This window comes from Methanococcoides sp. NM1 (assembly GCF_900774285.1).
GTDB classification, from domain to species: Archaea; Halobacteriota; Methanosarcinia; order Methanosarcinales; family Methanosarcinaceae; genus Methanococcoides; species Methanococcoides vulcani.
In genome coordinates this window covers 14352-35211 of sequence record NZ_CAAGTW010000005.1, presented here as the reverse complement: position 1 = coordinate 35211, position 20860 = coordinate 14352, and the positions used below count along the sequence as shown (strand labels likewise).

The window sequence follows — 20860 nt, the reverse complement described above, 5'->3', positions numbered from 1 at the left end:
TCAGACCTCATCCATTTGAATGCACATCACGTGCTGTTTACATCTGTCAAATCTATCGCATTTCCGACAATCATCCCATAAGTTAGCTTTCTCAGACATCGGAAGTTCTATAAAACCTAATTTTCTGAAAAAGATAGGCGAAGTGGTCCTGACGTAGATCCTCTCTTTGTTTACACTTTCAAAGATGGAGGAAACCATCTTTGAACCGATCCCGTTACCACGATAATTGGGATGTACCGCTATAGAGTGGATCTCACAGCAGCTCCTGTCCGCAACAGCTGCAACACCCACGATCTTGCCACTGGCCTCTGCAACAATGAAATCATCGATCGGAACTTCATCCATGTCAAGGAAATACGTTGAAAGAAGACACTGGACCGACTCACCATCCTTTTCACCAGCCTCCCTGATCGCCACGTCAATGTATTCGGACATTCTTATAGCACCTCATCCATGCTTCCACTTCTAAATCCTTCCATGTCAAGCGTAATGTAGGAATAACCAAGTTCTTTGAAACGGGACAGCAATTCCTCCCTTTTTTCATGAACAACAGGGAAATCTACCGGCAATACCTCAATACGTGCAATGTCATTATGTTCACGGACCCGGATATGTGTGATCCCAAGAAACAGAAGGAACTCTTCTGCACGTTCAATTCTCCTGAGGGCTGAATTTGTTACTTCTGCACCATAAGGCAATCTTGATAACAGACATGCATTAGAGACTTTATCGGCAACTTCAAGTCCCAGATGGCGCGCCATCTGACGCACTTCCTTTTTTGTGATCCCGAACTCCGTATAAGGTGTAAAGACAAGATCTCCTGCCTCATTTATTGCAGCCCAGCCCGGCCTTCTTCCGGTGATCTCGGAAGCATTGGTGCCTTCAAGCAGCACATTCAGGCCTTCCTGATCAATCACATCCTTCAATGTTCTCATGAAGAGCTTCTTACAATAATAGCATCTGTCCGGGTCGTTCTGCCTGATCATTTCATTGGACAGCATGTCGTGTTCCAATACAATATGACGGATACCGATCTGTTTTGCAGTCCTCTTTGCATTCTCCAGCTCACTTTTGGGGATCGCACAGGAATCAAGCGTCACTGCGAGGGCATTATCCCCCAGAACTTCAAAAGCAAGGGCTGCCAGAGTTGTACTGTCCACACCTCCGGAGAATGCAACCAGTACTTTTTCTTTTTCAGCTATCGCCCCTTTGATCATTTCGATCTTTTCTAACAGGGATGGATCTTCAGGTATGCTCACAACAGTTCCAAAGTTCCATATGGATAAATAAGTAGTGCAAGCTGCAAAATAAGACAATATACAGATAAAGTTTTATTAATTCAACAATATAAATGAAGTAAATTACTGATAATTATGATGATAGCTCGAGGGATGAAGAGCTCATTTACAATAAGAGAGAAAGGTGAAAAAGTGGAAAATGAATGGCAGATCGACTTGAAATTACCGGATATCGGAGCCATGGCCACCCTTCTGGCAACCTCCATATGCTCTGCAATACTGGGTGCTGCAGAGATCGCGTACACTATGATGTGGATAACCTCCGCCTATGAACGCCACGGAAAGAGCTTCTTCATAGACCTGATAAATGCAAATGACCTTACATGGACCGCTGAATTCATAGTCGTGGCAGGATCATTGCTACTACTTTCATCGATAGTGTTCCTGATAACCATGTTATATTCCCTGATAGAGCTAAATGCATTGAGCAAACCGGAAAAGACTGTCAGGATGAAGATCGTATTCATACTGTTCATCATTGGGCTGATACTGCTGTTCATAGCACTCACTTCTGCCCTGATCCTGAGATACATGTGACCAGAATAACATCTATGCTAAAAATTCACAGGATGGAGATATCATGAGCTTTACCAATATCACAGGCAGCATAAAGGAAGTCCCGAAGCCTAGAGAAGAGAAAAGGACCAGATTTGAGGACAGACAGAAAACACCGACCAAAACAAAGAGGGTAATGTATCCCATCTCTGCCATTGTCGGGCAGGAGATGATGCTTCGTGCACTTATCCTGAACGCCATTAACCCTTCTATTGGCGGTGTGCTGATAAGAGGACAGAAGGGGACAGCAAAATCAACCGCTGTAAGGGGACTGGCAGAGATCCTTCCGGAGATCGAGGTCATTGGAGGATGTAAGTACAACTGTGACCCCCTTGACCCGGAAAAGTTCTGCTGGGAATGCAACGATAAGCAGAAAAAAGGGATGATCAAGATAGAGAAGGTACCCATGAAAGTCGTGGACCTGCCGGTCGGTGCCACAGAGGACAGGGTAGTAGGCAGCCTTGACATCGAAAAGGCGGTCAAGGAAGGAGTGCAGGCCTTTGAGCCCGGGATCCTGGCAAATGCTAACAGAAATCTCCTGTATGTTGATGAGATCAACCTTCTGGATGACTTCGTTGTGGATGCCTTACTGGACGCCGCAGCAATGGGCGTTAATACCGTCGAAAGAGAAGGGGTCAGTGTCAGCCATCCTGCCAACTTCATCATCGTTGGAAGCATGAACCCCGAAGAGGGGGAACTTCGACCACAGCTCCTTGACAGGATAGCCCTGCAGGTGGAAGTTGAAGGTATTGCTGATATCGAGCAGCGCATAGAGATCATTGAAAGAAGGAACCAGTTCAACAAGGACCCGCAACAGTTCAGAAGGGATTTTGAGAACGAACAGGAGAAGTTGCGTACCAGGATCATCAAGGCAAAGCAGTTGCTTGGAAGGATCACGACCACACGTGAGAACCTAAGGACCATCGCACAGATATGCGTGGCATTCAATGTTGATGGTCACAGAGCTGACATCATGATCGAGCGTACTGCACGTACAAATGCAGCTTATGAGAACCGTGAAAGGATCACAAACGAGGATATTATCGAGGCTGCCGAGATGGTGCTGCCCCACAGGATGCGAAAGAAACCTTTCGAAGAAGAGGAGTTCAGTGCAGAACAGCTTCGCGCTGTGGTGAACGGAAGTGTCTGATAAGGTATAACGGATGAAGGGCAAAGTTACTGCATCGCGTATGCGAAGAGGTCTTGACCGGGATTATGATATAAAGGTCTTCAACCCCGGGAGACCTGTTCTCAGCATCAGATTGCCGCTGGAAGAACTTTCACAGATCAGCGCGGAGAATACATTAGCAGTGCATGAGAAATTGCTTTCCATGACTGAAAAGCTGCATCCGGAAGATGTGGAAGACGTTTTTATAATCTCTGATAACGACCATGTTGTTGTAGAGCCGATAGCTTTTTTCACTTCAATTGAAGAGGAGGTCAGCGTCCCGAAAGCTCCTGATGAAGAACTAAAAGACGAAACTGAACCTCTACCCATTGATGACACGATCGAAGTTATGAACATCAAGGTCACCGAAGAGATTGAAGAATGCAGTGATGAAGATGTCCAGGTTCATCTTGTTCCAACAGAATACGAACCATGTGTTAAGAGCGGACCGAGAAGGATAAGGAAAAAGGCTCCGGTACTTGTCAAAAAGGCCAACAATAACAACAACAATAACGACACAACAGCTGTGGTCAGGGCTCCTGAGACCGCATTACAAACCGTTTCGAAAGACACTCTGCCGGCAGAGATCCGACCACTGGTAGAGAAACAAGAGGAGGAGCAAGTACAGGCTGATTCGGATGCAGGTATAAGGTCAGAAGCAGAAACCCCTTCAGTCAAAGAAACACCTGCAAACGGGCAGAGGAAAGATTCTTTAGAGGATGAGAAGGTCGTTAGCAAGATACTCACCGATTTTGCCAGGAACAAGCAAAAAAAGAAGGTCGTGACAGGCAGGCTCAAATCGGGCAGGCGTGCAGAAGTACTTACCAAAAGCAAACGTGGGAGGTATGTCAGATACCGGATGCCCGGTGACAAGATCACGGATATTGCTATTGCTCCCACCATTCGTGCAGCAGCACATCGTGCTGTGGACGGGAAGATCGTTGTCAAAAAGAGCGACATACGGGAGAAGATAAGGCGTCGGAGAATATCCACGCTCATTAACATCGTCTTTGATACGTCCGGCTCCATGGATGAGAGCGAGAAGATAAAGATCACAACTGATGTTGTACTTGCATTACTAAAGGATGCATACCAGAGAAGAGACCGTATTTCACTGGTCACGTACAGCGGAAGGTCAGCAGAACTTGTACTGCCGTTCACATCATCGGTGGAAGCTGCAAAGAGGTATCTGGAAATGGTCCCGTTCGGAGGCACGACCCCAATGGCATCAGGAATGCTTACCGGGCTTGAGACACTGCTTCAGGAGGTTAAACGTGAACCTGCTGCGGTTCCTATTATGATACTGGTCACAGATGGTACGGCAAACGTCCCGATGCACCTTGGAGGCAACATCAAACGGGAACTTATGCAGGTGTGCAGGAGGGTCGCAGACCACAAGGTCAACATGCTGGTCGTAGACATCAGCAACAGTGGCAGCGTGCTTGCCGAGGGTCTGGCAGAGGTTGCCGGTGGCAGGTATTACCATCCAGTACTTTTAAGTAAGGAAACACTTTATTCTGCAATAAAAGAGGAACGTGACGATCTGACGGATATTGCATCTTCTGCTTCGTCTAAAGTGACGAAAGCATGATCGTAACGGTCCGAGGCTGTTAATATGGCCTGACCTAAATTGAAAGGGCACGATAATATGTTAGAAGTTCTTCAGGAATCACTCCGGAAAGCACCTATTGTGAACAGAGGCGAATACCCTTATTTCATTCACCCGATATCGGACGGCGTACCATCACTCGAGCCCGAACTGCTCGATGAGATCGCTGAACACATGATCAGCATCGCAGGTACCGATTATGACAGGATAGTTTCTATTGAGGCAATGGGCATCCCCCTTGCAACTACCCTGTCCCTGAAGACAGGCATCCCATTCTCCATTGTAAGGAAGAGGCAATACGGACTCGAAGGAGAGGTAATCCTGTCCCAGAGCACCGGCTACTCAAAGGGAGAACTGTACATCAATGGCGTGAACAAGGGCGAAAAGGTGCTTGTGGTTGACGATGTGATCAGTACCGGAGGTACACTAAAAGCACTTCTGCCAGCCCTTGAGAAGATGGGAGCACAAATCACTAACGTGATCGTTGTTATCAGCAGGGGCGATGGTGCCATTCAGATGCGTGATATGGGCTATGAGATCGACACCCTGGTCAAGATCGATGTTGACCAAAACGGAGTCTCCATTCTGGAGGTGGCTGGTGAGCAGCAGTGAACCCTTCGACTTCAGGATCGAACATATAATTGATATCATAAAGGATGCACAACCTGCAATTATCGGATTGCAGTTCCCTGAAGGCTTTAAAAGACGTGCACCTGCCATCGCATCACAGATAAGTGAAGCTACCGGTGTTGACATACTGATCTCTGCAAACCCCTGTTATGGTGCATGTGATCTTGATGTTGCCATCCTTGACAATGTTGACATTTTGTTCCATTTCGGCCATGCTCAGCTTGATGATAACAGCTACAGTGAGAAGGTCATTTTTATCGAAACACGCTCCGATGCGGACGTGAAGGAAGTTGTCAGGAAAGCTGTTCCTGAGATAAGAGGCAAGCGTGTCGGAGTGCTCACCACGGTACAGCATATACAGAAGCTGCCGGAGGTTTGTGATATCCTTGAATCCGAAGGAAAGGAGTGCCTTATAGGAAGAGGGGACAGCAAAATAGCCTATGCAGGCCAGGTTCTCGGATGCAATTTCTCAGTTGCTGACGGTCTTGACTGTGATGAGTTCCTCTACATCGGAAGTGGGGAGTTCCACCCCCTTGGAGTTTCACTGGCTACCGGAAAAAGGGTATTGGTCGCAGATCCGTTCTCAAATGAGGTGCGTGAGGTAGATCCCAGAAGGATACTAAAACAGCGCAGTGCGGTTATTGCCAATTCACTGGATGCGGAAACCTTCGGGATACTGGTATCGACAAAACCCGGGCAATACCGAATGGCTCTTGCCAGGCAGTTGAAAGAGCTTGCTGAAAAGAGAGGCAAGACCGCTTATATACTCACAATGGACCTGATAACACCTGACCAGATGCTGCAGTTCAAGGTGGATGCTTTTGTGAGCACCGCCTGTCCAAGACTTGCAGTTGATGAAGTTGGCAGGTTCTCTGCACCTATGCTGACCCCACAGGAGTTCGAGATCGTGATCGGAGAGCGCGAGTGGGAAGAGATAACCTTTGATGAGATAAGGGGAGAGTAAGGAAGCAATGAAACAACGCAAGCTGGAGATACTTCTTGAAAAGGTGAGAAGTTTTGATTCCCCGGATGTCACACTTGAACAATATTCGACTCCGGCTGTACTTGCTGCGGAACTGCTTCATTTCGCGTTCATGAAAGGCGACCTTGATGACACCGTCTACGACCTGGGCTGCGGCACAGGGATGCTGGCAATTGGTGCTAAGGTCCTTGGTGCAAAGAGGGTTGTCGGCTTTGATTCCGATCCTGCTGCCCTTGATATTGCAAGGGAGAACGCAGAAAAGCTCGGTGTTGAAGTGGAATTTGAATGTCTTGATGTAAGACAGGTGAGGGGACATGCACATACCGTTGTGATGAACCCGCCATTTGGAGCACAGGTCAAAGGCAGCGACAGGCCGTTCCTTTCAACTGCCATGAAAGTTGGGGATGTTACGTATTCCATACATAATAGTGGAAGTCTGGCCTTTGTCAAAAAATTTATAGAACCTGCTGTTATTACAGAATGGTATAATACAGGGTTTCCAATAAAACGAACCTTTAAATTCCATAAAAAAGATGTAGAAAGAATTGAGGTAGAAATCTACAGGATAACAAAGGAAAATGACCAGGACAATTGAGCAAAATAACCTGGCATATCTAATCTACAAGAGGGATTCCTATTAGAATAAGAAACCGTAAGAAAACGACCAGAAGGAACATTAAGTCTTCAACTGAAGAGACCAAGGTCGAAGAAGAAACAGTAAAGGCTGCCAGCGAAAAGGTAGAAGTGGCAGAGAAAAAGACCGGGGACAGGGAAAAGAGCAGGGCTCCTAAGAGAGACAGCACCCCCAGGAAAGACAACCGAGATTCCAGAAAGGACAACAGAGGATCCAGGAAGGACAGCAGAGACTCCAGGAAAGACAACAGGGGCAGATCCAGACCTAAACCGGAACCAGAAGCAGAGCCTGAAATTGAGGAACTTGAACATATATCTCCTGAAGAGAAGACCTTTGTACTGCCGGGAGACCTTATCGGTACTACAGAAGAGTTCGAAGGCGGAGACAACACATATACGATCAGGGGAGATATCCACACCTTGGCTACCGGATATGTAATGGTCAACAAGAAACGCAGGAAGATCACAGTCAAGCCAACCACAAGCATACCTCCGACCATTAGCAGAGGAGATATTATCGTTGGAACGATCATGAACGTGCGCGACTCCATGGCGCTTGTCCAGATCGGCGGGATCAAAGGAAATGATGACCGTGAGTTCATCAATCCGGGCATCGCTGCGATCCACGTGTCCAATGTGAAGGAATCATATGTGAAGGAAATGTCACAGGAGTTCTCCGTTTCAGATGTTGTTAAGGCAAAGATCATCAACACCGATAACATGAGGATGACCACTGCCGGAGATGAGCTTGGAGTAATGACCGCACGATGTGCCAATTGTGGTACCACCCTTCAGCTCGATGATAATAAACTGAAGTGCCCTGAGTGCGGACATATTGAATCACGCAAGTTGTCTTCAGGCTATGGCACAGGTGTAATTTGATCATATCACATAATCATTGCAGGAGATCATTTAATGGAACTTAAGATCTTAGAGAAATCAGAAGATGAAATGAAACTTGAGATTATAGGAGAAAGTCATACACTCCTGAACATGCTCAAGATCATTCTTCTTGAAGACGAACGTGTCCATACGGCATCATATGACATGAAACACGTTACGATCAGTGAACCGATCCTGTTCATCAAGACAGAGAACGCTGATCCTATAGATGTTGTCAAAGATGCTGTTGCAACACTGATCACAGAGTGCGACGAGTTCATCTCAGTCTTTAACAAGGCTGTTGAATGAACCTTTTTTCTTTTTGCAACTTACAGCAATAGTTGAGACTTTACAAAAAATACGGCTGTATTAATAGCCCGACCCTGATGTGAATATATGACACTTGATGATGCATCATTACAGAAATTTGGATTTATCGAACGCCCGGCCAAGGGTTTGATCAATATCGACCCCCTGCAGACCGGAGGAATACTTACAGAAGATGCCAGACGCGCACTTGTCGAATGGGGAGATGGTTATTCCATCTGCGACAACTGCGGAGGCGTCCTTGACCTTATCAAGAAACCCCCGGTGCAGGAGTTTGTGCATAATGCCCTCCCGGAATTCCTGGGAGTGGACGAAGCAAGGATCACCCACGGCGCTCGTGAGTCAAAGTTCGCTGTGATGCATTCGGTGGGATAGGAAGGCGACACGGTGGTCATGGACGGCCTTGCACACTACTCCTCAGTGGTCGCTGCACAGCGTGTCGGCATGGAGATCAGAAAGGTGCCACACACCGAGCGCCCGGATTACTACATCGATCCTGAAGGCTACGGCACCACCATCGAGGAAACCATCAGTGAGACCGGCAAGGCCCCGGCACTGGCACTCCTGACATACCCCGACGGCAGTTACGGAAACCTTGCAGATGCCAAGAAGATCGCTTCCATCTGCCACGAGTACGACGTCCCTCTGCTCCTCAACTGTGCATATTCCGTGGGAAGGATGCCGGTCAACGCCAAGGAACTGGGCGTTGACTTCATTGTAGGAAGCGGACACAAGTCAATGGCAAGCTGCGGACCTATCGGAGTCCTCGGTGTCAACGGCGACTATGCCGAAACCGTGTTCAGGAAATCCCCCACAAACAAGAACAAGGAAATAGAGCTTCTGGGCTGTACCGCCCGCAGCGCTACCCTGATGACCATGATAGGATCTTTCCCCGAGGTCGTCAAACGAACCCGCAACTGGGACAACGAGGTCGCAGATGCCCGCTGGTTCTCCGAAAAGCTTGAGAACCTCGGCCTGATCCAGATGGGAGAGAAGCCCCACAACCACGACCTGATGTTCTTCGAGGCCCCCAACCTCTATGAGATCTCCACAAGGGCCAAGAAAGGCAGATACTTCCTCTACAAAGAGCTCAAGAGCAGGAACATCCACGGTATCAAGGCCGGCCTTACCAAATACTTCAAGCTCAGCACTTTCGGCGTCGGCAGGGAAAAGCTCTCATACATCGCAGATTCTTTCGACGAGATCATCCAGAAATACGAGTGAGGGTAGCCTCACTTTCTTTTTTTATTCTTTTCATTCTCTTTTTTCACTTGATCGCTAATCACAACGCCCCACAAATCGCCACCGACAAACCAAAACAGCTATAATCTAAAAAGAATAAAGAAAGATAGTACAGTGTGCGGCTGTGGTTTAGAGGCTATGACCTGAGCTTCCCAAGCTTAGAACCCGGGTTCGAATCCCGGCAGTCGCATGGGTTTCTGATAGTGATTTTACCTGTTGTTCCAGTGAAGCTACTCTTGTTTCGAGGTCGGAATTGTCACTTTTTTGTACAACTTTTATGTCGCCATCGAAGTTTTCGTCGAGGGAGATTATGAACAAAGGCTTTCCGGACGAAAAGCATTTAAATCAAAACAGCATTAGAATTTAATAGAAGTCAATAATCGGTGTTATGCTGCTGTGTAACACATTGTTAATAGATTATTTTACTGAAAGGGGTGAGAATATGTCAAAGTTTGAGATATATACTGACAAAAGTGGAAAATACAGGTTCAGGCTCAAAGCAAGGAATGGAGAAATCATAGCAACAGGTCAGGGCTATTCGACCAAAGCAGGCTGCTTGAATGGTATAGAGTCTGTCAAGAACAATGCTATGGATGCCGAGATAGTTGAGATCGAAACACCCTCTGAGGAAGAATAAGTTTTCATTCCGGATATTCGGAATGGATTTTTAAACATATATAAACTTTTTAATATTTTAATATGTTGTGACTGCCCACATTTCCACTGGAAATCAAAAGCAAATCATTCGAATGCGAGTCCTCCAACATCGGCTTTGTTATTGTATCCACCAATAAATATGGGGGGGAGGAATCCGAACCTCCTATTCCTTCAAAATCGGAAATGTCAAACAGATGCTCCTTCTACTGTAGCTATTTTCCATCACCCCATCAAACTCTCCACATGCTGCTTAATCAAGTCCCTTTCAATATCCGGTGTAATCCTCGCACAATACTTCGCAGTAGTCATCGTACTATATATGATTCAACCTGAACGAAATCACTTCCATAGGAACACCTTGTGACAGCAAATACGTCGCCAATCCATGCCTGAAAAGGTGTGGATGAATCTTCCTTATTCCTGCAATTTCCGAGTACTCTTCAAGCATCCTATTGACATACTGCCTCGTAATCACCTTCTCGTCCTTGCCAAAGCCCTTGAAAAGCACGCCTTCAACCTTCCATGTCCTGATATAATTGGAAATAATCAATGCAATATCCGAATCAATACTCAATGTATGCCAAATCCTCCTCTTTTTCACATAGAAGCGGATTGTCAGTTTGTTGAAATCAATATCCTCAGTCCTGATACTCAGAACATCGCTAATCCTTCCTCCAGTAACCCACATCATCTGCAAGAGGAGTTTGTTCCTTTCCTTAATCTGAAGGTTCCTGAGAGCCTTCCTCTCCATTCCATCATACTTCATCTCAACTGCTCTGAGCAGGGTTTGATACTCGTTGATTGTGAGGTGGTCGGTCTGTTCGCACTGGGAGGTATCGGTCCGGCCCTCAGTGCCATTGTGCTGACATACCGTACGCAGGGTCGGGAAGGAAGACGTGATTACTGGCGCCGTATCATCGATCCGAAGCTTATCGGTAAAAAGTGGTATGTGGTGATCTTTCTCACGGTGCCGCTGGTGGCTGCTGTGGAGGGGGTGCTGGATGTGCTGCTTGGGGGGTGTCGGGATGCAACCGGAGGCTCTGGCGCGGTTTATTGGGGAGCCGGTTGCGATCATACCGTTCATGGTCTTTATTTTGTTGTTCGGTCCTGTGCCGGAAGAGATCGGGTGGCGTGGGTATGCTCTTGACCGGCTTCAGGCAAGGTGGAGTGCGGTCGGGTCAAGTCTCATATTGGGATCGGTCTGGGCGCTGTGGCACATGCCGCTGTTCTTTATTGAAGGGAGCTACCATTACGGGCTGGGGTTCGGGACGACGGGCTTCTGGTTGTTTGTGCTAAATCTTATCCTGGTGTCCGTTGTTATGACGTGGATCTACAACAACACCAACCGCAGCACGCTGTCTGCCATCCTGTTCCACTTCATGATCAACTTTGTCGGGGAGCTTTTTGAGCTGCCGGGGTCGGCAGAGGTGTATCAGTTTTTGCTGTGGGCAGGAGTGGCTTTGATAGTAGTTTTGGCGTGGCAGGTGGATGTGGTGATGCGGAATGCTTGATCATTTCATTGGATAAGTGGTAGAACAATTCAACGCCGCCAGCACATCTCAGATAAATTTATACGCACTGAGGTTCTATCTATTAATATGCCATATCCAGTTGCGCATGTTATGTTCTTCGTATTCTGTATCTGTGCAATAGCAGTCTATACTACCTTTGTAGGGCTCCTTCGCAGAGAGATCTCATCCAGAGATATCGGGCATATCCTGTTGCTGCTGTTTATAGGAGCTTTCTTTGCACTGTACCCGGACATTATGACTGTTTATAACATTCTTGTAAATGGTACTATAGAACACTGCCACATTGGACCAATCCCAACGCATTCACTGCTGTTCAGTTCCTCTGCGCTCCTAATTGGAACATTTGTTGGATATATGCTATATCGGGAATTTGGCAAGGCCGTGTACATGGGGCTTTTTGCCGAGTCTGCGTCCCTTTCACATCTATTGCTGGATGATCTTGCCAGATACGACATGGACTATTTTTATCCGATATACAATAGACCAATCAGCATATTTTCGTATGTGGATATGGAATTTGCAAGAGTTGATTTCCTTCATTATCTGCTGGCGTGCTATGCATCGATCTTCTTTATCGCTGTTGTGATAATGATGGCATTGTTTGCGTTGAATCACCTTGGTTTTGAGTTCAGATATAGGTCCGAAAAGTAATTTTCTACTGACATTTGACAAGCACACCAAACTTGTGGTCACAAATGCCATTTATTTTAATGGAAAATGGGAAGAAAGCATAACAAATTCCCGAAAGCAACTAACAGGATGAACAGGACCCATACCTGTTATTTTGTCTTTCATTAATTTTCCATTTCCTTTTCTTTTTGCTTCCCGGCCATAAATGGCGGTACAATATCATGCAGGTCCTCAGGGGAATACCTGATCGCAAGCACACGCACAATTCCCAGTACCAGTATCAGTGCTGCAAGAGCAAGGATGAATCCGGACTCAAACTCCTTTGCGTACATGCCCACAGCGATCTCGCGCATCACGATCAGGATGGTGGCGTCAGTAACATATGTCAGTTTGATGCGCTCATGCTCGTGGTAATCTACGAAAGTGTTGAACAGGTCGATCAGTATGAAGATCGTGAGCACGCTGGAGACCATGTGATTGAAGCCAACATCCAGAGATGAGAATATAGTGAACCTCAGGTCCAGCACTGTTTTAGCCATTCCAACGACCAGTGTCAGGAGAAGGATGTACAGGACAAGGGTCGTTATTGAATTGATTATTTTCCTGAATATTTTTGTATTGTCTATCATAATGTTGCCTGAAGGAGGAGCCATTTTTACGACCCTCAGACGAGGAATAGGCATTGCAATATATAGAGCTTGTCTGGATAGAATATAGATAGGACTGTAGAATAAATAGAGTATATAGATAAAGAAGGGAAGAGGAGAGAATAACCGGAGAGTTGAATTATGGAAAAGCCTGGTTTAAAGAACTTCAGACCTCACAGAATTCCTCAGGATATTCCACAACACCTCTGACATTATCCAGTGCGCCATCAACAAGCTCTATTGCCATGAATGCCTCATCCGGTACATCTTCAAAAGGAGCTCTGATATCCCACTGAGATGCAAGCCTGAAACCAAAGCGCGGATAGTACTCGGGATGTCCGAGAACAATGACCGAACTGTATCCGAGGTTCTCAGCCACAGTAAGTCCTTCCTTTACAAGGGCACTGCCAATACCCTGCTTCTGGAATTTTGGGAGAACGGACATTGGTGCCAGTGAAAGGGAATCAAATTCCTTGCCATCGTCAACAACTTTGATCGGGAAGAACAGGATATGCCCTACAACCTTGCCATCTACCTCGGCAACCAATGAAAGCTCAGGAACAAAATCGGAGTGCATCCTTAAGTTTACAATAAGCTGGCCCTCGTACTCCTGGCCAAAAGCATGATCGTTCACCTCTGTGATCGCGATATAATCGGTATCTTCTTCTTTTCTGATCCGCATATATGATCCCCACAAAAAAGATAGATTGCCTGAAATAAATAGTTTACTTGTAAGAGGGAGATCAATCATTAATATATGCCACATTAGCCCTGTTCCTTGTCAGGTCCGTGATCTGTGAGATGAAAACGTCCTCGGTGCCTTTTCTCACTTCAACAGATAGTTCCACAATATCGGTGTAGTTCTCATTTAGCAGGTTACCATATTCTTCGATCAGCTTCTTCACAGGCTGGATGTCGGAATAGGTGACCTTCAGTTTCAGGGTCGTCATCTCATGCACTTCAATGATACCGGCTTCCTCGATGGCTGCTACTGCTGCCTCCCTGTAGGCTCTGGAAAGGCCTCCGAATCCCAGTTTTATGCCACCGAAATAACGGGTCACCACCACTGCCACATTGCTCAGCTCTTTAAGTTCCAGCACCTTGAAGACCGGCTTCCCTGAACTGCCTGCGGGCTCGCCGTCATCATCATACTTTGCCACAAGGGTGCTGCCGTTCTTGATCAGATAAGCAGAAACATTGTGGTTAGCATCACCATATCGCTCCTTAACGGCAAGCAAAAAGGCCTTTGCAGCAGCTTCATCCCTTATAGGAGCAGCATGGCCTATGAAGACCGAGTTCTTGAACTCCTTTTGGGCAACACCATCAGACCTGACCGTTCGATACAAAGGATCACCAGCACAACGAGTGAATATTAATAGCGGTAAACATCTATCATAAAAACTGTAGAAGAACTTCGATGCAATACCGTGCAACCTCAAGAGATAGCTGATGATACATAAAATAGAGGGATGAGATGTTATACCGCAAATTTGGAAGAACAGGAGAGAACGTTTCAATACTTGGCTTTGGGTGTATGAGGTTTCCTGTCATCGATGGAAAAGATGACCAGATCGATGAAGAGCAGGCAACCAGGATGATAGAATACGCCATCGACCAGGGTGTGAACTATTTTGACACAGCTTATCCCTATCATGAAGGAAAAAGCGAGCCATTCGTGGGAAAAGTGCTGAACAGCGGTTATCGTGAAAAGATCTATCTTGCAACAAAACTTCCACTATGGCTGGTGGAAAAGAAAGAGGATATGGACCGCTATCTTGACGCTCAGCTTCGCAGGCTTCAGACAGACTACATCGATTTCTACCTCATGCACGGATTTACCAGAGGCCACTGGGAAAAGATGAAAGAGCTGGGAATGTTCGACTTTATTGAAAATGCAATATCAGCCGGGAAGATAAAGTATATCGGATTCTCCTTCCATGACGATATCGAAGTGTTCAAAGAGATCGTGGATGGCTATGACTGGGACTTTTGCATGATACAGTACAACTTCATGGATGAGAACTACCAGGCAGGAAAGGAAGGTCTGCTGTACGCTGCCGATAAAGGCCTTGGTGTTGCCATCATGGAACCACTGCGTGGCGGAAGTCTTGTCCGGATCCCCGATGACGTGCAACAGATATGGGACAGTGCAGATGTTAAACGCACACCTGCAAACTGGTGTCTGCAGTATCTCTGGGACCAGCCACAGATCAGCATCGTCCTGAGCGGAATGAGCAATTTCGAGCAGGTGGAACAGAATATCGCCTATGCCGAAAAAGGGGTTGCAGGATCGCTTTCTGAGAAAGAGCATGAGCTCATCGGGAAAGTTAAGGACATATATCTTGAAAAGATCGAAGTTGATTGTACCGACTGCAAATACTGCCTGCCATGTCCTTCCGGAGTGAACATACCTGCTGCATTTACCTACCTGAACAGTGCTTCCATGTACGGGAATCTTGAAAAAGCACGTCTTCACTACGATCTGTTCGTACCACCTGAGGAAAGAGCATCCAGATGTGTTGAATGCGGACTCTGTGAACAGAAATGTCCACAACATATTTCGATACAAAAGATGTTAAAACACGTTTCAAAAATACTTGAGAACTGAAGAAATAAATACATACTCAAAAAAATTCATATAGAATTAAGTACTCATAATTATAAGTATAATTTATTTTTTTGTAGGCAGCCCAAAATGACAGGTCATATAGAGAGCGTCACCATGCATGATGCATTGAATGCGGAAGAAAATAGATGCGACTTCCTCATCGAAACCATCAGCGATATATCCTATATCTTAGATTCGGAAGGTGTTATAGATTACATCAGTCCCCAGATAAGGAAATATGGGCTGGACTCTGAAAAGATGTATGACACTCATTTTTTGAACTATATCAATTCATCAGACCGTGAAAATCTGGCATCCGGATTCCAGAAGATGATGACGGAAAACACATCTTTTGACACATTGCTCAGGGTCTTTGACCAGTATGGGAAAGAACACTGGCTTGAGAACCATGCCGAATTCCAGAGCGGTAGAAATGGGAACCCTTCCAGGATCATCGGCATCATGAAAGATGTCACTGAACACATCGCAATGGAAAAAGAGCTGCAGAGATATCGTGATGAATTTGATGAAAGCCTGGTACTTCGAAATGCTGAACTTACAAGGCCCAGGGAACCCCTTGAACAGGAGATAGAGGACCTGAAAAGAACAGAAGAAAGGATCGTCAGCCTGAGCCAGTTCCAGCAAACCGTCATTGAGAACGCGGACATATGGCTTGATGTGCTTAACAGGGACGTGGAGGTCGTTATATGGAACAATGCTGCAGAAACGATCAGTGGTTACACAAGGGATGAGGTTGTCGGCAGCACGATGATCTGGGATCAGTTATACCCGGATAAAGAATATCGCGATGAGGTCTTTTCAACAATTTCCAGGATCATAGAAAAAGGATCGGAGATATCCGACCTGGAGACCACCATCACAAGAAAGGATGGGGAAAAACGTGTCGTTTCATGGAACTACAAGAAACTCCTGAACTCAAAAGGCGAGAACATCGGAACTATCGGCATCGGTAATGATATTACCAGAAGAAAAGAAGCAGAAGAGATGCAAATAAAGCATGTCCATTTCCTGCAGGAACTCATTGATGCCATACCTGCACCTATATGTTACAAAGATAAAGAGGGGGGTTATCTTGGATGCAACAAAGCATTTGAGAACTTTTCCGGTATCAAAAAAGAAGATATAACTGGAAAAATAACCTCAGAACTACAGGTTGAAGACCCGACCGGTGAATCATATTACACGGACAGGGAACTCATCGAGACAGGCGGATCAAAGACCTATGAAAAAGAAGTCATCTACGCCAGTGATCAGAAAAAGCACAACATTATGGTCAATAAATCTGTTTTTACTGACATAAAAGGGAATATCCTGGGAGTTATAAGTGTAATTCTTGACATCACTGATCGCGTCAGATCTGAAATGATCCTGAAAGAGTATGCTGAACAACTTGAGCATTCCAATGAACTTAAAGAAATATTCACGGATATCATGCGTCATGATCTCCTGAACCATGCAAATGTGGTCAACGGATTTGCATACATGCTTCTTGAGATGGAAAAGGATGAAATGAAGATAAAGAAGCTGGAGAACATCGAGTTCAGTAACCGTAAGCTTATGGAACTCATAGAATCCGCAGCATCTTTTGCTAAGTTCGAAACGATCGATGACATCAAGTTCGAGTCAATAGAACTTGCAGGAATGTTAAAAGATGTCGTGAAACATTTCCAGTATCAGGCCAACCAGAAAAACGTTTCTATCGAACTTCCGATACACGGAGAATACAATGCATTGGCCAATCCTATGATAGAGGAAGTGTTTGCAAACCTGATATCGAATGCCATAAAGTATGGTCCCGATAACTCAAAGATTATTGTTAATATCCTGGATAAGGACAGGGATTGGATGGTCACAGTTACCGATTTTGGAGAGGGTATACCGGATGATGAAAAGTCACTGGTGTTCGACCGTTTCAAACGTGTGGACAAAAAGGGAGTGAAAGGTACCGGACTCGGACTTGCTATCGTTAAAAGGATCGTTGACCTCCATGGAGGAGATCTCAGTGTGGAGGACAATCCAAGAAACAGAGGAACTGTGTTCGGGGTAATGTTCAGGAAAGTATGAAATATCTCCAATTATCCTATGGATCAAAAGTAGCTGTCAGATCACAGATCAGGCACTAATAATTTTAAGTTTTGATTCTCAACTTTGTAGGTCACAGATTATACATTCGCAGAAACACTTTGCAAGTACCATTGGGTCGATAAGTATCGCTTTTTTAGACCAGACAAATATAGTTATATACTTCATCAGAGCATAATAATATTCTGTTTTGTTTTTTTACTGCTCAAGGGGACAAACTACAATGACAGCTACTGCAGACTATGTTTCCATAGACGATCTGGTGAATAAAGGGGAAGAAAAATACCGATACCTGATCGAGAACACCAATGATATGATCTACATCATAAATGAAGAAGGTGTTGTACTTTACATAAGTCCTCAAATTAAACGCTATGGGATCGATCCTGAAGAGATGGTGAACAACTATTTTGAGAATTACATTCATCCGGGAGATCGTGAAAAGGAAGTAGCTGATTTCAAAAAAGGAATGAGGGAAAAGAAAGCATTTACCACTACATTTCGATTGCTCGACAGTGAAGGAAATGTGCACTGGATTGAGAACTACCCATACTTCCAGAGCGATAAAGATGGTAATTCCCCGGGAATAATTGGCGTGATCCGGGATGTCACCAGACACAAGATCGCGGAAGATGAGCTAAAAAAGTACCGTAACCGTCTCGAAGAGTTCGTCGAACTTCGAACTTCTGAACTGGAAAAAGCCAATGATCAGCTCAAAAAAGAGATACTAGAAAGAAAACGTGCTGAAGAGACGTTAAAACAGAAAGAGAAACATATAAGTCGTCTTTTTGATGTTGCTCCGATCGGAATGGGAGTTACGTGTGACAGAAAAATATTGGATTCTAATGAAGAAGCTTCTCACATACTTGGATATTTAAAAGAGGAGATCCTCGGAAAAGACACCCGTATGTTCTATCCATCTGATGAATGTTACAGGATCGTCGGGGAAGAAATGGAGGCCGTTATCAGGGAAAAACGCACAAGAACAACACAAACCCGATTCAGGCACAAAGACGGAAGAATTATTAATATTTCCATGAAACTTGCACTTCTGGATAAGGAAGACCCATCCAGAGGGATCATTTATACATTGCAGGACATCACCGAGAAAAAGAATTATGAGAAGGAGATCAAGGAAAAGGAAGCAAAGATCAGAAGTGTATTCCTTGCAACACCGATAGGAATTGGGGTGGTTTGGGACAGGGCATTCAGAGATGTTAATGACAATATGTGCGAACTGGTCGGATATTCAAGAGAGGAAATTGTGGGAGTTAATTCAAAATTCCTTTATCCTGATGAAGAAGAGTACTACAGAGTCGGCAATATATTGAAAGGACTGGTCGAGGACAAAGAACCAATCCAGGCACAGGGAAAATGGATACGCAAGGACGGAAAGAAAATTGACGTTGCCTTTACTTTTGCCCTTATCGATCCAAAGAACCCACCATCAGGAATTACTTTTACAGTAGAGGATATCACTGAAAAACTACTGGATGATGAAAAGATATGCAACCTGACGCAATTCCAGCAAACCGTTATTGAAAATGCAGATATATGGCTTAACGTTCTCAACAAAGATGCAGAGGTTGTTATATGGAACAATGCTGCAGAAAAAATAAGTGGATACGCCAGAGAAGAGATTATTGGCAGTACTAAGATCTGGGATCTGCTGTATCCAGTAGAAGAATATCGTAATGAGGTATTTGCAGAAGCCAAAGCTATTTTAGAACAAGGTAAGCGAGTAGCCGGACTTGAGACCACTATCACAAGAAAAGATGGTGAAGAACGTATAATATCATGGAACTCGAGAAACCTTGTTAATGAAAATAGGGATGTTATTGGGTCGATCGCTATTGGAAATGATATCACACAAAGGAAAGAGGCTGAAAAGGTTCAAAAGACATATTTCCATTTCCTGCAGGAACTTTTAGATGCTATCCCCTTACCTGTGTTCTACAAGAATAAAGATGGCATGTATCTTGGATGCAACAAAGCATTTGAGGATTTTATAGGAATAAAAAGAGAAGAACTCGTCGGAAGAACTGTTTTTGAACTGGCTCCCGAGGATCTTGCACAACAATATTATGAAAAGGACAATGAACTTTTCGAAAACGGTGAAATACAGGTATATGAATCATGGACCGAATCAATAACAGATGGTTCAAGACGTAGAGTCGTGTTCAACAAATCATTATTCACATATCTGAACGGGGAGAAAGCCGGACTTGTCGGAGCAATTTTTGATGTGACCGAGATCAAGGAAACTGAGGAAATGCTCAGGAAATATGCAAAGCAACTTGAGAACTCAAATGAATTTAAAGGTATTTTTACGGATATCCTGAGCCATGATCTTCTGAACCATGCAACTGTCATAGACGGATATACTCATCTTTTGCTTATCGAGGAAGATGATGAAAATAAGTTACAGAAGCTGGACAGAATTGATAACACAAATCAAAAGCTCATCGAAATTATCGAATGTGTGGCAGCTTTTGCCAAATTGGAATCGACGGATGAGATCGATTTTGAACCAGTGGACATTACAAATATCCTGAATGATTGCCGATCTCATTTTGAATACCAGGCAGCCCAGAAAGAGATGGAGATCGTGCTTGAAACAAAAGGCAGGTATGATGCACTTGTAAACCCGATGATAGAGGAAGTTTTTGCAAATCTGATATCAAATGCTGTAAAATACGGTCCTGAAAACGAAAATATCAAAATTGACGTGAAAGATCAAGATGAATACTGGAAGGTCACAGTAACTGATTCAGGAAAAGGTATTGCAGACGAGGACAAAGACCTGATATTCGATCGTTTCAAACGAGCATCGGGAAATTGCAAAATAAAAGGAAGTGGCCTTGGTCTTGCAATTGTGAGGAGGATCGTTGAACTTCATGGCGGGGAAGTCGGAGTTGAAGATAATCCGGATGGAACCGGTAGTATATTTTGGGTAACGTTAAAGAAAGCGTAAATAATTATTAACACAGAATATCAGATATTGAGAACGGAGGTTATAGAAGTGGAAGAATTCACAAAAGAAGAACTTGCAAAATACAACGGCAAGGATGGAGCAAAGTGCTACATAGCATATCAGGGAGAAGTCTACGACGTAACTGACAGTATGCTGTGGGATGATGGGGATCATCAGGGCCTCCATGAAGGTGGCATAGATCTTACTGAGGAAATGGACGATTCACCCCATGATGATGACGTTATGGAAGATTTCACTGTTGTCGGGAAATTGATCGATTAAAGATCTTTTTTGAGATACGTGATCCCTTTTAAGGGCATGACTGAAAATGCCCATAAATATTTATTATACATTTTCGTATATTTGTCACCCAATAGTCCATA

Annotated in this window: 21 protein-coding genes, 1 tRNA gene and 1 pseudogene; 17 read left to right on the top strand and 6 right to left on the bottom strand. The window is 44.9% G+C overall.

Annotated features, from left to right (window positions below; translation table 11 throughout):
* Positions 1 to 435, bottom strand: a complete 435-nt coding sequence (locus tag E7X56_RS06060; protein ID WP_135605837.1) for a GNAT family N-acetyltransferase — start codon at positions 433 to 435, stop codon at positions 1 to 3.
* Between the two features lie 2 nt (positions 436 to 437).
* A complete protein-coding gene (larE, locus tag E7X56_RS06055; RefSeq protein WP_244603430.1) occupies positions 438 to 1259 on the bottom strand; it encodes an ATP-dependent sacrificial sulfur transferase LarE in 822 nt (273 codons plus the stop codon).
* A 114-nt stretch (positions 1260 to 1373) separates the two neighbouring features.
* Here larE and E7X56_RS06050 point away from each other — a divergent pair, with 114 nt between their 5' ends.
* The 11 genes and pseudogenes from E7X56_RS06050 to E7X56_RS06000 all read left to right on the top strand — a co-directional run bounded on the left by E7X56_RS06050 (position 1374) and on the right by E7X56_RS06000 (position 9963).
* The gene (locus E7X56_RS06050) at positions 1374 to 1835 is read left to right on the top strand and encodes a hypothetical protein (protein WP_244603429.1); all 462 of its coding nucleotides are present in this window, start codon (positions 1374 to 1376) and stop codon (positions 1833 to 1835) included.
* Positions 1836 to 1878: 43 nt separating this feature from the next.
* Positions 1879 to 3003 (top strand): ATP-binding protein, encoded by a 1125-nt coding sequence (locus E7X56_RS06045; RefSeq protein ID WP_244603428.1) that lies wholly within the window; start codon positions 1879 to 1881, stop codon positions 3001 to 3003.
* Positions 3004 to 3016: 13 nt separating this feature from the next.
* Complete coding sequence (locus tag E7X56_RS06040) at positions 3017 to 4612, top strand: VWA domain-containing protein (RefSeq protein WP_135605835.1); 1596 nt, start codon at positions 3017 to 3019, stop codon at positions 4610 to 4612.
* Between the two features lie 57 nt (positions 4613 to 4669).
* On the top strand, positions 4670 to 5242 hold the full coding sequence (gene hpt, locus E7X56_RS06035; RefSeq protein WP_091688180.1) for a hypoxanthine/guanine phosphoribosyltransferase: 573 nt from the start codon (positions 4670 to 4672) through the stop codon (positions 5240 to 5242).
* Complete coding sequence (gene dph2, locus E7X56_RS06030) at positions 5229 to 6224, top strand: diphthamide biosynthesis enzyme Dph2 (protein WP_244603427.1); 996 nt, start codon at positions 5229 to 5231, stop codon at positions 6222 to 6224. The genes hpt and dph2 overlap by 14 nt, the downstream gene beginning before the upstream one ends.
* Before the next feature lie 7 nt (positions 6225 to 6231).
* Positions 6232 to 6837, top strand: coding sequence for an METTL5 family protein (locus E7X56_RS06025; RefSeq protein WP_135605830.1), 606 nt, complete (start codon positions 6232 to 6234; stop codon positions 6835 to 6837).
* A 149-nt stretch (positions 6838 to 6986) separates the two neighbouring features.
* Complete coding sequence (locus E7X56_RS06020) at positions 6987 to 7757, top strand: exosome complex RNA-binding protein Csl4 (RefSeq protein WP_244603426.1); 771 nt, start codon at positions 6987 to 6989, stop codon at positions 7755 to 7757.
* Between the two features lie 33 nt (positions 7758 to 7790).
* On the top strand, positions 7791 to 8066 hold the full coding sequence (locus tag E7X56_RS06015) for a DNA-directed RNA polymerase subunit L (protein WP_135605828.1): 276 nt from the start codon (positions 7791 to 7793) through the stop codon (positions 8064 to 8066).
* A gap of 87 nt (positions 8067 to 8153) precedes the next feature.
* A pseudogene (gene pscS, locus E7X56_RS06010) lies at positions 8154 to 9308 on the top strand (O-phospho-L-seryl-tRNA:Cys-tRNA synthase).
* A gap of 136 nt (positions 9309 to 9444) precedes the next feature.
* Positions 9445 to 9516 (top strand) — tRNA-Gly (locus tag E7X56_RS06005).
* 252 nt (positions 9517 to 9768) lie between these two features.
* A complete protein-coding gene (locus E7X56_RS06000; protein WP_091688150.1) occupies positions 9769 to 9963 on the top strand; it encodes a YegP family protein in 195 nt (64 codons plus the stop codon).
* Between the two features lie 333 nt (positions 9964 to 10296).
* Here the strand turns inward: E7X56_RS06000 and E7X56_RS05995 are convergent, their stop codons facing one another.
* A complete protein-coding gene (locus tag E7X56_RS05995; protein ID WP_167879461.1) occupies positions 10297 to 11058 on the bottom strand; it encodes a site-specific integrase in 762 nt (253 codons plus the stop codon).
* A 34-nt stretch (positions 11059 to 11092) separates the two neighbouring features.
* On the opposite strand from E7X56_RS05995, the gene E7X56_RS05990 reads away from it, so the two are divergent.
* Complete coding sequence (locus tag E7X56_RS05990; RefSeq protein ID WP_167879460.1) at positions 11093 to 11494, top strand: CPBP family intramembrane glutamic endopeptidase; 402 nt, start codon at positions 11093 to 11095, stop codon at positions 11492 to 11494.
* Positions 11495 to 11581: 87 nt separating this feature from the next.
* Positions 11582 to 12166 carry a metal-dependent hydrolase gene (locus E7X56_RS05985; protein ID WP_135605822.1) on the top strand — a complete coding sequence of 195 codons (585 nt, stop codon included), beginning with the start codon at positions 11582 to 11584 and terminating at the stop codon, positions 12164 to 12166.
* A 143-nt stretch (positions 12167 to 12309) separates the two neighbouring features.
* Here the strand turns inward: E7X56_RS05985 and E7X56_RS05975 are convergent, their stop codons facing one another.
* The 3 genes from E7X56_RS05975 to E7X56_RS05965 form a co-directional block, all read right to left on the bottom strand.
* Positions 12310 to 12828, bottom strand: a complete 519-nt coding sequence (locus E7X56_RS05975) for a phosphate-starvation-inducible PsiE family protein (RefSeq protein WP_244603425.1) — start codon at positions 12826 to 12828, stop codon at positions 12310 to 12312.
* 130 nt (positions 12829 to 12958) lie between these two features.
* Positions 12959 to 13474, bottom strand: a complete 516-nt coding sequence (locus E7X56_RS05970; RefSeq protein ID WP_135605820.1) for a GNAT family N-acetyltransferase — start codon at positions 13472 to 13474, stop codon at positions 12959 to 12961.
* Positions 13475 to 13535: 61 nt separating this feature from the next.
* Complete coding sequence (locus E7X56_RS05965; protein WP_135605818.1) at positions 13536 to 14138, bottom strand: YigZ family protein; 603 nt, start codon at positions 14136 to 14138, stop codon at positions 13536 to 13538.
* A 128-nt stretch (positions 14139 to 14266) separates the two neighbouring features.
* Here E7X56_RS05965 and E7X56_RS05960 point away from each other — a divergent pair, with 128 nt between their 5' ends.
* The 4 genes from E7X56_RS05960 (at position 14267) to E7X56_RS05945 (ending at position 20759) form a co-directional block, all read left to right on the top strand.
* Entirely contained in the window at positions 14267 to 15400 is a 1134-nt protein-coding gene (locus tag E7X56_RS05960; protein ID WP_135605815.1) for an aldo/keto reductase, read from the top strand.
* 87 nt (positions 15401 to 15487) lie between these two features.
* A complete protein-coding gene (locus tag E7X56_RS05955) occupies positions 15488 to 17485 on the top strand; it encodes a PAS domain S-box protein (protein ID WP_135605813.1) in 1998 nt (665 codons plus the stop codon).
* Between the two features lie 241 nt (positions 17486 to 17726).
* Positions 17727 to 20477 (top strand): PAS domain S-box protein, encoded by a 2751-nt coding sequence (locus E7X56_RS05950; protein WP_135605811.1) that lies wholly within the window; start codon positions 17727 to 17729, stop codon positions 20475 to 20477.
* Between the two features lie 48 nt (positions 20478 to 20525).
* The gene (locus E7X56_RS05945) at positions 20526 to 20759 is read left to right on the top strand and encodes a cytochrome b5 domain-containing protein (protein WP_135605809.1); all 234 of its coding nucleotides are present in this window, start codon (positions 20526 to 20528) and stop codon (positions 20757 to 20759) included.
* Positions 20760 to 20860 lie beyond the last annotated feature (101 nt).

Coding starts and splice junctions, on each gene's coding strand:
- E7X56_RS06060 (WP_135605837.1), bottom strand. CDS start 435: ATGTCCGAATACATTGACGTGGCGATCAGGGAGGCTGGTGAAAAGGAT.
- E7X56_RS06050 (WP_244603429.1), top strand. CDS start 1,374: ATGATGATAGCTCGAGGGATGAAGAGCTCATTTACAATAAGAGAGAAA.
- E7X56_RS06045 (WP_244603428.1), top strand. CDS start 1,879: ATGAGCTTTACCAATATCACAGGCAGCATAAAGGAAGTCCCGAAGCCT.
- E7X56_RS06040 (WP_135605835.1), top strand. CDS start 3,017: ATGAAGGGCAAAGTTACTGCATCGCGTATGCGAAGAGGTCTTGACCGG.
- hpt (WP_091688180.1), top strand. CDS start 4,670: ATGTTAGAAGTTCTTCAGGAATCACTCCGGAAAGCACCTATTGTGAAC.
- E7X56_RS06025 (WP_135605830.1), top strand. CDS start 6,232: ATGAAACAACGCAAGCTGGAGATACTTCTTGAAAAGGTGAGAAGTTTT.
- E7X56_RS06015 (WP_135605828.1), top strand. CDS start 7,791: ATGGAACTTAAGATCTTAGAGAAATCAGAAGATGAAATGAAACTTGAG.
- E7X56_RS06000 (WP_091688150.1), top strand. CDS start 9,769: ATGTCAAAGTTTGAGATATATACTGACAAAAGTGGAAAATACAGGTTC.
- E7X56_RS05995 (WP_167879461.1), bottom strand. CDS start 11,058: ATGATCGCAACCGGCTCCCCAATAAACCGCGCCAGAGCCTCCGGTTGC.
- E7X56_RS05985 (WP_135605822.1), top strand. CDS start 11,582: ATGCCATATCCAGTTGCGCATGTTATGTTCTTCGTATTCTGTATCTGT.
- E7X56_RS05975 (WP_244603425.1), bottom strand. CDS start 12,828: ATGCCTATTCCTCGTCTGAGGGTCGTAAAAATGGCTCCTCCTTCAGGC.
- E7X56_RS05970 (WP_135605820.1), bottom strand. CDS start 13,474: ATGCGGATCAGAAAAGAAGAAGATACCGATTATATCGCGATCACAGAG.
- E7X56_RS05960 (WP_135605815.1), top strand. CDS start 14,267: ATGTTATACCGCAAATTTGGAAGAACAGGAGAGAACGTTTCAATACTT.
- E7X56_RS05955 (WP_135605813.1), top strand. CDS start 15,488: ATGACAGGTCATATAGAGAGCGTCACCATGCATGATGCATTGAATGCG.
- E7X56_RS05950 (WP_135605811.1), top strand. CDS start 17,727: ATGACAGCTACTGCAGACTATGTTTCCATAGACGATCTGGTGAATAAA.